At 63.2% G+C, this 12,089-nt stretch carries 9 protein-coding genes; 8 read left to right on the plus strand and 1 reads right to left on the minus strand.

What is annotated here, in order from left to right; translation table 11 throughout:
• Positions 1 to 49: 49 nt before the first annotated feature.
• On the minus strand, positions 50 to 730 hold the full coding sequence (locus M1D51_RS19265) for a GntR family transcriptional regulator (RefSeq protein ID WP_172324353.1): 681 nt from the start codon (positions 728 to 730) through the stop codon (positions 50 to 52).
• Between the two features lie 120 nt (positions 731 to 850).
• On the opposite strand from M1D51_RS19265, the gene purU reads away from it, so the two are divergent.
• The 8 genes from purU (at position 851) to M1D51_RS19305 (ending at position 11,791) form a co-directional block, all read left to right on the plus strand.
• On the plus strand, positions 851 to 1,765 hold the full coding sequence (gene purU, locus M1D51_RS19270; RefSeq protein WP_458107644.1) for a formyltetrahydrofolate deformylase: 915 nt from the start codon (positions 851 to 853) through the stop codon (positions 1,763 to 1,765).
• Positions 1,766 to 1,813: 48 nt separating this feature from the next.
• Entirely contained in the window at positions 1,814 to 4,306 is a 2,493-nt protein-coding gene (locus M1D51_RS19275) for a GcvT family protein (RefSeq protein ID WP_458107645.1), read from the plus strand.
• A gap of 10 nt (positions 4,307 to 4,316) precedes the next feature.
• Positions 4,317 to 4,943, plus strand: coding sequence for a cyclodeaminase/cyclohydrolase family protein (locus tag M1D51_RS19280; protein ID WP_458107646.1), 627 nt, complete (start codon positions 4,317 to 4,319; stop codon positions 4,941 to 4,943).
• On the plus strand, positions 4,940 to 5,842 hold the full coding sequence (locus M1D51_RS19285) for a bifunctional 5,10-methylenetetrahydrofolate dehydrogenase/5,10-methenyltetrahydrofolate cyclohydrolase (RefSeq protein WP_458107647.1): 903 nt from the start codon (positions 4,940 to 4,942) through the stop codon (positions 5,840 to 5,842). The genes M1D51_RS19280 and M1D51_RS19285 overlap by 4 nt, the downstream gene beginning before the upstream one ends.
• 11 nt (positions 5,843 to 5,853) lie before the next feature.
• Complete coding sequence (locus M1D51_RS19290; RefSeq protein ID WP_458107648.1) at positions 5,854 to 8,172, plus strand: FdhF/YdeP family oxidoreductase; 2,319 nt, start codon at positions 5,854 to 5,856, stop codon at positions 8,170 to 8,172.
• A 157-nt stretch (positions 8,173 to 8,329) separates the two neighbouring features.
• The gene (gene fdhA / locus M1D51_RS19295; RefSeq protein ID WP_026005570.1) at positions 8,330 to 9,547 is read left to right on the plus strand and encodes a formaldehyde dehydrogenase, glutathione-independent; all 1,218 of its coding nucleotides are present in this window, start codon (positions 8,330 to 8,332) and stop codon (positions 9,545 to 9,547) included.
• 105 nt (positions 9,548 to 9,652) lie between these two features.
• Positions 9,653 to 10,861 (plus strand): molybdopterin molybdotransferase MoeA, encoded by a 1,209-nt coding sequence (locus M1D51_RS19300; RefSeq protein ID WP_458107649.1) that lies wholly within the window; start codon positions 9,653 to 9,655, stop codon positions 10,859 to 10,861.
• Between the two features lie 123 nt (positions 10,862 to 10,984).
• Entirely contained in the window at positions 10,985 to 11,791 is an 807-nt protein-coding gene (locus tag M1D51_RS19305; RefSeq protein ID WP_458109623.1) for an IclR family transcriptional regulator, read from the plus strand.
• The last annotated feature ends 298 nt before the right edge of the window (positions 11,792 to 12,089 follow it).

Below are 12,089 nucleotides of genomic sequence, written 5' to 3' on the forward strand. Positions count from 1 at the left end.
GTATGCAATCGGTCGGCCGGGGAGTCAACAGCCAAAAGGCGCCGTTGGGTTAAGCCGCGAAAAGCGCCTGACGCACTGCCTGCTCGAAGCCACTGACGTGGACGCGAGCCAACTCGGCAGCCTTATCCTCGTCGCCGTCAATGACCGCCCGCAGCAGATCCAGATGCTCGCGCAGGTGGTGCTCCAGGTTGGGCAACCGGTCCAGGACCATGCACCAAATGCGCGTGGCCAGGTTGTCATAGCGGATCAGGATGTCTTCAAGGTGTGGATTTGCAGCCGCCGCGTAGATCCCTTGGTGGACACTGGCGTCGAGCCGCAGGGTCTCAACCACGGACGCCGCCTTGACGTCAAAGTCCTCCACGGCGCTCATCACTTCACGCAGGCGGTCCCTGGTGGCCGGCGAGGCAACACGGGCCGCGCGGGCAGCAGCAAGGGGTTCCAGCTGGGCCCGGATCTCGGAGATGAAGGCGAGGTCGGTCACTTCCACGCGAGTGGCAAAGGTGCCCCGCCTTGGATACGTTATAACCAGCCGGTCCAACTCCAGCCGCTTCAAGGCTTCGCGCACCGGCGTCCGGCCGATCTCCAGATCCTTGGCGAGCTGATCATCGTTGAGGAGGTCGCCGGGCTTGATGTCCAGCATCAAAAGCCGGTCCCGGAGGCGTTCGTAGGCGAGGTCGGCCAAAGACTTCTTCGTGTCTTCACCGGCGATTGCCAGAGTTCCAAAAGCCACAGCGCCATCCCCTTCTTCACAACCAAAAAACCTATTGACCTGCCCGGAACACCAGTATACGCTGAATCCCAATCCTAATATATCAGTTCAGGACTCAAGAATATATCTAAAGGAGGAGACATGACCCTCGTGGCGACAGACTCACCGGTAAGCACCCTGCCGAAGCCCGAAATGCTCAACGAAGAGCAAGCACAAAAGTTCGTACTCACATTGTCGTGCGTCGAGCGCGCCGGGATTGTTCAGGCAGTCACCACCTTCCTCTTTGAGCGTGGATTCAACATCGAAGAGCACCAGCAGTTCGACGACGGCCTCCGCCAGACGCTGCACCTGCGGACCGCTTTCTCGGGTCCCCTGAGCTACTCACCGGAGCGGCTCGAAGAGGAATTCAGCGCGATTGCTGACCGCTTCGAGATGAAGTTCAGTTTCCATGACCAGACCAAAAAGCGGGTCCTGGTGATGGTGTCCAAGTTCGGGCATTGCCTGAACGACCTCATCTTCCGTTGGCGCGGCGGCAGCCTCGGCGGTGACCTTGTAGTAGTTGCCTCCAACCACGAGACCCACAGGGCCATGGCTGAAGCGGCCGGGCTGCCCTTTGTCTACATCCCCGTCACCCCGGATACCAAGGCAGACGCTGAACAACGCCTCCTGGACCTGGTGGAGGAATACAACGTGGACCTTGTGGTGCTGGCACGCTACATGCAGGTCCTCTCCGATGGCCTCTGCCGTGCCCTTGAAGGCCGTGCCATCAACATCCACCATTCCTTCCTTCCCGGTTTCAAGGGTGCCCGTCCCTACCACCAGGCCTATGACCGCGGGGTAAAGCTGGTGGGTGCAACCGCCCACTACGTCACCGCGGACTTGGACGAGGGACCGATCATCGAGCAGGAAGTCATCCGCGTCGACCACAGCTACGGCCCCACCACGCTCTCAACCGTGGGCCAGGATGCCGAAGCCCTGGCATTGTCCCGCGCCGTCAAGTGGCACTGCGAACACCGCGTACTGCTGGATGAGACCAGCACCGTGGTTTTCCGCTAAGCCACCCGTCGCCCCAGAACCCCCACGAACTTCAGCAGGAGAACCCCCATGGCATCCACGCCCCGCATTGTCATCATCGGAGCCGGGATCGTCGGCACCAACCTCGCCGACGAACTGGTCACCCGCGGATGGAACAACATCACCGTCCTGGACCAAGGGCCCCTGAACATGCCCGGTGGCTCCACATCGCACGCGCCCGGCCTGGTCTTCCAGACCAACCCGTCAAAGTCCATGGCCCTCTTTGCCAAGTACACGGTGGAGAAGCTCCTGTCCCTCACCGAGGATGGCCAAAGCTGCTTCAACCAAGTGGGCGGCCTTGAAGTTGCCACCACGGAGACGCGCCTGGCTGATCTGAAGCGGAAGCTCGGCTACGCACAGTCCTGGGGCATCGACGGCAAGATCCTCACCCGTGAGGAATGCAAGGAGCTCTACCCGCTCATCAACGAGGAAGACATCCTGGGCGGCCTCCACGTCCCCACCGATGGCTTGGCCCTTGCTGCCCGCGCTGTGCAATTGCTGATCAAGCGCACCGAAGCCGCCGGCGTTAAGTACATCGGCAACACCGAGGTGACCGGAATCGAGCAGTCGAACCGCCGCGTGACCGGCGTCGAGACCGCCGACGGCGTGATCCCCGCGGACATCGTGGTTTCCTGCGCCGGTTTCTGGGGCGCCAAGGTGGGCGAGCTGATCGGAATGTCCGTTCCGCTCCTCCCGCTGGCGCACCAGTACGTAAAAACGACGCCGGTTCCCGCCCAGAAAGGCAAGAACGAGCTGCCCAACGGCGCCCAGCTGCCCATCCTGCGCCACCAGGACCAGGACCTCTACTACCGTGAGCACGGCGACCGTTACGGCATCGGCTCCTATGCCCACCGCCCCATGCCGGTAGACCTGGACGAACTGGGCAGCTACGAGCCCAGCAGCATCAGCGAACACAACATGCCCTCGCGCCTGGACTTCACGCTGGAAGACTTCCTTCCCGCCTGGGAAGCAACCAAGCAGATCCTTCCCGCCCTCCGCGAAAGCGAAATCGAGGACGGCTTCAACGGCATCTTCTCCTTCACCCCTGACGGCGGCTCGCTGGTAGGCGAATCCAAGGAAGTGGACGGCTTCTTCGTTGCCGAGGCCGTCTGGGTCACCCACTCCGCCGGCATTGCCCGCGCCGTGGCCGAACTGCTGACCACCGGCAAGTCGCAGATCGACCTCGGCGACTGCGATATCCACCGTTTCGAAGAGGTCCAGCTGACTCCCGAATACGTCAGTGAGACTTCACAGCAAAACTTCGTGGAAATCTACGATGTCATGCACCCGCTTCAGCCCAAGCTCTCCCCGCGCAACCTTCGCGTCAGCCCCTTCCATGCCCGCCAGAAGCAGTTGGGCGGCTACTTCCTGGAAGGCGCCGGCTGGGAGCGCCCTTACTGGTTCGAGGCCAATGCTGAACTGCTCAAGGAAATGCCGGACGATTGGCAGCCCCCGGCCCGTGACGCCTGGTCCGGAATGTTCAGCTCGCCCATTGCCGCGGCCGAAGCATGGAAGACCCGTACCGCAGTTGCCATGTACGACATGACTCCGCTGAAGCGCCTCGAAGTTTCCGGCCCGGGAGCCCTGAAGCTGCTTCAGGAACTGACCACGGGCGACTTGGCCAAGAAGCCCGGCGCAGTGACCTACACCCTCCTGCTGGACGAGGCCGGCGGCGTCCGAAGCGACATCACCGTTGCCCGCCTCAGCGAAGACACCTTCCAGTTGGGTGCCAATGGCAACATGGACACCGCCTACTTTGAACGCGCAGCCCGGCACCAGACGGAGAACGGCGACTCCGGAGACTGGGTCCAGGTCCGTGACACCACCGGTGGCACCTGCTGCATCGGCTTGTGGGGTCCGCTGGCCCGCGACCTCATCAGCACGGTCAGCAGCGATGACTTCACCAATGACGGTTTGAAGTACTTCCGCGCCAAGAAGGTCACCATTGGCGGCGTCAACGTCACGGCCATGCGCCTGTCCTACGTGGGCGAACTCGGCTGGGAGCTCTACACCAGCGCTGACAACGGGCAGCGCCTCTGGGATGCCCTGTGGAAGGCCGGCCAGCCGTTCGGCGTCATTGCCGCGGGCCGTGCAGCCTTCAGCTCGCTGCGCCTCGAAAAGGGCTACCGCTCCTGGGGCACGGACATGACCACAGAGCATGATCCATTCGAAGCCGGCCTCGGGTTCGCCGTGAAGATGACCAAGGAGAACTTCGTCGGCAAGGCCGCCCTTGAAGGCCGCACCGAGGAAGGCTCGGCGCGTCGCCTGCGCTGCTTGACGGTCGACGACGGCAGGAGCCTCGTACTGGGCAAGGAACCGGTGTTCTACAAGGACCAGGCCGTTGGTTACGTCACCAGCGCCGCTTACGGATACTCCGTCCGCAAGCCGATTGCCTACGCCTACCTGCCCTCTGCTGTATCAATCGGGGACTCCGTGGAAATTGAGTACTTCGGCCGCCGTATCCAAGCGACCGTGACCCAGGATCCGCTGTACGACCCCACCATGAGCCGGCTTCGCGGCTAGTACTCCTCCCATGATCAGCTCAGAAACCATCAACAACTATCTCTCCCGGCTCGCGTCGCGTCAGCCCACACCCGGCGGTGGTGCGGCGGCGGCTCTGCATGCAGCCCAAGGCGCTGCCTTGGTTGCCATGGTGGCCAGGTACACCACAGGCGCGAAATATGAGCAGCATGCAGGGCTCGTCAACCGGATCACCAGCGCTGCCGATCACTTGATCGTTGAGTCGCTGCGCCTTGCGGACGCCGACGAGCACGCCTTCCAGTCCGTCATCGACTCCTACAAGCTCCCCTCGGAGACTGACCAGCTCAAGGCAATAAGAACCGCTGCCATCCAGGACGCCCTGGTTCAGGCCGCGCACACTCCAGCGCAGCTCATCAAGGTCGCCGGTGAGGTGGTGGACCTGGCAACGGAGCTTTTTGACGTGGCCAATTCCAACGTCATCAGTGACGTCGCCGCTGCCGCCGATGCAGCCCGGGCCGCTGCTACTACTGCCCGGGTCAACATCGACATCAACGTGGTTGCCATCAAGCCCGGCGAAGCCCGTTCCCGCCTGGCGGAGCAGACGGACGGGATTGAAGCCAAAGTGGTTCTCGCCGCTGATGCCTTGGTGCAGCGCGTACGCGAAAGGATCCTCTCATGAGTACTGCTGTTCGTGGGAACACCGAGGTGCTTTCCGGGAAGGAACTCGCTTCCCGGATCCAGCAGCACGCCCGGGATGAGGCCCGCATCCTTCACTCCGAGGGATTGCGGATCACCCTGGCTGTTGTGGTGGCCACGGAGGACGAGTCAACGCACTGGTATGTCCGTTCGATCGAGCGTGCGGCCGAACGTGCCGGAATTGCTTGCAGGATTGTGGATCTAGGCCCGGATGCCAGCGAGCAAGCGCTGGCCGGTGTCCTCGAAGACCTCAGCGCCGAACCAACCGTCCATGGGATCATCCTCCAGACTCCCCTGCCGGCCGCCGTTCGCGCTGACCGGCTGGTGGGGCTCATTGCCCCCGGGAAGGACATCGACGGCGCCAACCCCCTCAGCCTGGGCCGCTTGGCTGTGGGGCAGCCCGCCTTCGCACCTGCTACCGCCCAGGCTGTGGTGGAGTTGCTGGACCACTTCCAGGTTCCGGTCGCAGGACGCAACGTGGCCGTCGTCGGACGTTCCGCCGTGGTGGGCAAGCCGCTGGCCCTGCTCCTCCTTGAAAGGGACGCGACCGTCACTATCTGCCATTCCAAATCCGGACCGCTGGAACGCTACACCCGGCCGGCCGACGTCGTGGTAGTTGCCGCGGGGCGCACAGGACTGCTCAAGGGCAGCCACCTTTCACCGGAGACAGTGGTGATCGACGTCGGCACGAACGTTCTTCCCGATGGTTCCCTGGTGGGGGACGTGGACGAAGCCAGTGTTACCGGCGTGGCCGCCGGCCTGAGCCCGGTTCCCGGCGGCGTGGGGTCGGTGACCACCGCACTGTTGCTGCTGCACACGGCTGAGGCTGCGCGGCAACAGTCCCACGCTGCCCTGCTGACTGCTTCCACTTCCCGGATCTGAAGGGTTTACCCATGCATGCCAAAGCTCCGCGCGAGAACATCGACGAGTCACAGCTGAACGTCACCAAACCCAAGACCAAAGCTGTAGGCATCCCCGCTGTTGCCAACGCCTTGAAAATTTCGTTGGAACAGATGGGGCCGCTGCGCAGCGTCCAGACCCTGCTGGCAGTGAACCAGTTGGACGGGTTCGACTGCATGGGGTGCGCCTGGCCGGAACACGAAAAGCGCAATGCGGCAGAGTTCTGCGAGAACGGCGCCAAGGCCGTGGCCGAGGAAGCTACCCGACGCCGGGTCACACCGGAGTTCTTCGCCAAGCACTCCGTTGCCGAACTCAGAACCCGAGATGATTTCTGGCTTGGCCAGCAAGGCCGGATTACGCATCCGATGTTCCTGGATGAAGGCGCTACCCATTACACCCCCATAGGGTGGGATGACGCCTATGACCTTATGGCCGAGGAACTGCGGGGAATGGAACACCCTGGCCAGTCGGTGTTCTACACCTCCGGCCGCACCTCCAACGAGGCAGCGTTTGTCTATCAGCTTTTGGTCCGCGGACTTGGGACCAACAACCTCCCGGACTGCTCCAACATGTGCCACGAGTCCTCCGGCTCCGCGCTGGTGGAGACCATCGGCATCGGCAAGGGCTCGGTCAGCCTGACGGACCTGGAGACGGCGTCGCTGATCTTCGTGGCGGGGCAGAATCCCGGAACCAACCACCCCCGCATGCTCAGCGCCCTGGAAAAGGCGAAGAAGAACGGGGCGATCATCGTCTCGGTGAATCCGCTTCCTGAAGCCGGGCTCCTGCATTTTGAAAACCCACAGCATGTGGCCGGGATGATCCAAGGAACCCAACTGACGGACGATTTCCTGCAGATCCGCGCCGGCGGAGACCAGGCCCTCTTCCAAGGACTGGGCAAATACCTGCTCGAAGCCGAAGCTGCCGGACGCAATACCCCGGGCCTGCAAACAGTGCTGGACCACAACTTCATCGAGAACCACACAGTGGGCCTCGACGATTACCTGCGCTACCTGGAGAAGGTGGAGTGGGATGACATTGTGGAGGCAACCGGGCTCACTTTGGAACAGATCCATTCCACCGGTGAGCGGATGCTCGCTTCCAGCGCCACCATCGTGTGTTGGGCCATGGGCCTGACCCAGCACAAACATTCCGTCCCCACCCTCCGCGACGTAGTGAACGTCCTGCTGCTGCAAGGCAACATCGGCAAGCCCGGCGCCGGAGTCTGCCCGGTCCGCGGCCACTCCAACGTCCAAGGCGACCGCACCATGGGCATCTTCGAAAAGATGCCCGAGGCCTTCCACGATCGGCTGGACCAGGAATTCGGGTTTCGCTCCCCCCGCGAACATGGCTACGACACCGTGGCAGCCATCCGCGCCATGCGGGACGGGAAAGTCCGTTTCTTCATGGGCATGGGAGGCAACTTCGTCCGGGCCGCCCCCGATTCGGAGGTCACCGAGCAAGCCTTGGCCAACACCCGGCTGACCGTTCAGATCTCCACCAAGCTCAACCACTCGCACCTGTCCACTGGCCGGCGGGCGTTGATCCTGCCCACCCTCGGGCGCACCGAGAAGGACACCCAGCGGACCGGCGACCAGCGCGTCACCGTGGAAGATTCCATGAGCGCCGTCCACGCATCACGCGGACGCCTCAAGCCCGCAAGTGAACACCTGCACTCCGAAGTAGCAATCGTGTGCAACCTCGCCCACCGGCTGTTCACCGATGGCCACAGTCGCCTGCCCAACACTCCCCAGGCGGCCTGGCTCGCCATGCGGGACGATTACACCCTGATCCGGAAGCACATTGAAGCCGTGTTTGATGGCTTTGAGGACTTTGAAGCCCGGATCCAACATCCTGGCGGCTTTGTGCTCCCCCATCCGCCCCGCGATGCGAGGAAGTTCGACACCGTGTCCGGGAAAGCACACTTCACCGGCAACGAACTGGAGTTCATCAAAATCCCACCGGGCCGGCTGGTCCTTCAGACCCTGCGCTCACACGACCAGTACAACACCACCATCTACGGCAAGGACGACCGCTACCGTGGCATCCATGGGGGCCGGCGCGTGGTGCTCGTCAACGCTGACGACATCACCGAACTTGGATTCTCCGACGGCGACATGGTCCACCTGATCTCCGAGTTCCAGGGAACGGACAGGCGGGCGGAGAACTTCCGGATCGTGTCCTACTCAACGCCCAAGGGCTGTGCCGCCGCGTATTACCCGGAAACGAACGTTCTGGTGCCCCTCGATTCCGTGGCGGACACCAGCGGAACGCCCACGTCCAAGTCCGTGATCATCAGGCTGGAGAAGGCCTGAGTTCCAACAAGAGTTCCAACAAGAGTTCCAACAGTCCAATGGTCCGTGGGAGGTGCTTCGGTGGCCTGAAACCTGGGGAGGTATTTCTTCATCGAAGCACCGCTTTCGGACCATTGGGCAGCGTATGTCAGTAACAGCCAAAGAACAGGGAGTGACCATGTCAGGAAACAGAGCAGTCGCCTACAAGGAACCCGGTGTGGTGGAAATCATCGACACCGACTACCCAACGTTTGAGCTCAAGGACGGACCAGGCGTCAATCCCGCAAATGTCGGCCGGAAAGTACCCCACGGTGCGATCCTCCGCACCGTGACCACCAACATCTGCGGTTCGGACCAGCACATGGTCCGTGGCCGCACCACGGCTCCGCAGGATCTGGTCCTCGGCCACGAAATCACCGGCGAAGTGGTGGAGGTGGGCCCCGACGTCGAGTTCATCAAGGTGGGCGACATCGTCTCGGTGCCGTTCAACATTTCCTGCGGCCGCTGCCGCAACTGCAAGGAACAGAAGACCGGTATCTGCCTCAACGTCAACCCGGACCGCCCCGGCAGTGCCTACGGTTACGTGGACATGGGCGGCTGGGTGGGTGGCCAGGCCGAATTCGTGCTGGTTCCTTACGCCGACTGGAACCTGCTGCGCTTCCCGGACCGCGACCAGGCCCTGGAAAAGATCATGGACTTGACCATGCTCTCGGACATCTTCCCCACCGGCTTCCACGGCGCAGTCACGGCCGGTGTGGGCGTGGGGTCCACTGTTTACGTCGCAGGTGCCGGGCCCGTAGGCCTTGCCGCCGCCGTCGGCGCCCAACTGTTGGGTGCCGCCGTCGTGATTGTGGGCGACATGAACGAGGACCGCCTGGCCCAGGCGCGCTCCTTCGGCTGTGAAACGGTCAATGTGTCCAATGGCGACCCCAAGGAACAGATTGCGCAGATCCTCGGCGTCCCGGAAGTGGACTGCGGCGTGGACGCTGTGGGATTCGAAGCCCGCGGCCACGGCAAGGACGCCTCCCATGAGGCTCCGGCCACCGTGTTGAACTCCCTCATGGACATCACTGCCGCCGGCGGGTCCCTGGGCATCCCGGGCCTCTATGTCACCGGCGACCCGGGCGGAATCGACGACGCAGCCAAGCACGGCTCGCTCTCGCTCTCCCTGGGCACGGGCTGGGCCAAGTCCCTGTCCTTCACCACCGGTCAGTGCCCGGTCATGAAGTACAACCGTCAGTTGATGATGGCGATCCTTCATGACAAGGTCCAGATCGCCAAGGCAGTGAATGCCCAGGCAATCCCGCTCGAGGACGCTCCCCGCGGTTACGCAGAGTTCGATGCCGGCGCGGCAACAAAGTTCGTACTGAACCCCAACGGCTACGTGAAGGCCTAAGGCAGTACGCATCAACTGATACCGGGGACTGCGCGGCAGGAATTACGGGAAGGCCGCACAGTCCCCGGTATCTGCGGTTAACCTCCTCCCAGGAAGCGGACATCCATGCTGACCCAAGAAATCGCCGGCGTTTCCGTGCGGCACTCACCCGCCTGGGCTGATGCCCGGCAGTTGGCCTACGATTGCGCCGGCCCGCTCCCGCCGTCCAAAGTCTCCCTCCGCGAAGCAACCGGGCACACCCTGGCCCGCGCAGTCACCGCCCCGCGGGACCTTCCGCACTACGCGTCATCGGCAATGGACGGCTGGGCCATCAACGGCAGCGGTCCGTGGTTATTGACGACGGCGGGGCTGCCGCTCTCACCGGGCGAAGCCAGCACTATCGCCACTGGCGGGCTGGTCCCGGCCGGCGCTTCGGCGGTCCTGCGCAAGGAAAGCGGCCAGGTCTCCGGGGAAGGACAGCTCTTGCTCAGGCACGATGCAAAACCGGGCGAAACGTTGCCCGGCCGGCACATTCGTCCGGCAGGAGAGGAAGCCAGGGCAGGCGATGTCCTCATCCCCGCCGGCACACTGCTTAACCCCGCCCACATTGCCCTGGCCGCCGTGGCAGGCCACGATCATCTCCAGGTACAGCGCAAGCCGAGGGTCGCCGTCGTACTGACCGGCTCGGAAGTAATCACTTCCGGGGAGCCGGCAGCAGGACAGGTCCGTGACGCCTTCGGGCCACAGATGGATGCCGTCATTTCACAATTGGGCGGGGAACCCGGCGGCCAGCGCAGGATAGGCGACTCGTACGAAGAGTGGGTGGGCGCGCTGGGAGGCGTTCCCGGGGCCTTGCCGCCGGACGTCACCATCACCACCGGTGGAACCGGAAAATCCGGGACGGACCACTTCCGCCAAGCCGTTGCCGCGCTCGGCGGCCGGTTCCTCCTCGATGAGATCGCCATGCGGCCCGGACATCCGGCAGTGCTGGCGGAACTTCCCGAGGGCCGCTTCATCATTGGACTTCCAGGGAACCCCCTGGCCGCGATGATGGCCCTGATGACCGTAGGCGAACCCTTGCTGGCCGCCCTCGGACAAAGGCCGCTCCGGCCAGCCGGCCTGATGACGTCCGGGGCCGACGTCGATCCGGACCCGGGACGGACACGCCTCATCCCCTGCAGCGTGCTCCATGACGTGGTGTTCCCTGCCTCCCGCACGGGCCCGGGCATGATGCGCGGGCTTGCTTGGGCAGACGGCTACATGGCCGTTCCCCCGGAAGGCGTCGCGGCCGGCGCGCCCGTACCCGTCCTCCCCCTGCCGTGGACACGCTCATAAGGTGAGCGCCCATGGTGTGAAAGAGTCCCTGCAAAACTCCGTCTAGGATGAGGTCAGACGAGCGTGCAGGCCGGACAACGCACCACCTTGGGCGGCCTGCCTGGACAACGGACACGAGGCATCATGGCCGCACGGAACAACCCGGACATCGACAAGGACGCAGACGCCCAAGCAGGCGGCGTCCAATCCGTGGACCGCGCCCTCCAGATCCTGGAAATCCTGGCCCGTGAAGGTGACGCCGGGGTAAGTGAGATCGCCGAGGAAATGGGCATCCACAAGTCCACAGTCTCCAGGTTGGTAGGTTCCCTGGTCAGCCGGGACATCGTCCGGCAAAACAGCGAGCGCGGCAAATACCAACTGGGTTTCGGCATACTTCGCCTGGCCTCTTCCATTCCCGGCAGGCTGAGTGTGGTCCACGAGGCCCGGGGGGTCCTGGAATCGTTGGCGGCCGAATACAAGGAAACGGTGAATCTGGCCGTGCTTCGCTCCAACTATGCCGTCAACGTGGACCAGGCAATGGGTCCCTCAACATTGGCCACCTATGACTGGGTGGGCAGCCTGACCCCGCTGCATGCCACCTCCAGCGGCAAAGTCCTTCTTGCCGCGTTGACCGCTGACGAGAGATCCCAGGTCCTCAAGACAGTGGGCCTGCCCGCCCGAACGCCGCGCACCGTCACCAACCGGGGTGAGCTGGAAAAGCAACTGCTTGAGGTCGCCCGAAACGGCTACGCCACGGTTCACGAAGAGTTTGAAATCGGCCTTACTGCCATCGCCGTGCCCGTCTTCAACCACGCGGGAAGTGTGATCGCCGCAGTCAGTATCTCCGGGCCGGCGTTCAGGTTCTCTCCCGAGGACCAACCCGGGCTCATCGCGGGCCTCCGCGAAGCGGGCCTTACCATCAGCACCCGAATGGGCTACAGGCACCGCTAGGCACCACTTTCGCGGGCACGGAGCAACTGCACGTGCCAAGCACATATGCGACTCAAAGCCAATTGATATATCAATCTGCTGTTAAACAGCCGAAAAGTCTTGACTTTGGGTGTGACGCGGAGCACTCTGTTGCATAGCGCGAATGTTGTTGATTCATGCGGAACGCCTTCCAAGCTTCCAAAGCCCGGCGTTCAACCAACTGTCAAGCAAAAGAGGTGCACCATGAATCTGCCCCTGAGTACGCCTGCACCGCAGGCTGCCAACGGGAGGATCATGGTCATCAAGGAAGCCCCCAACC

The sequence above is a fragment of the Arthrobacter sp. R3-55 genome (assembly GCF_054161505.1).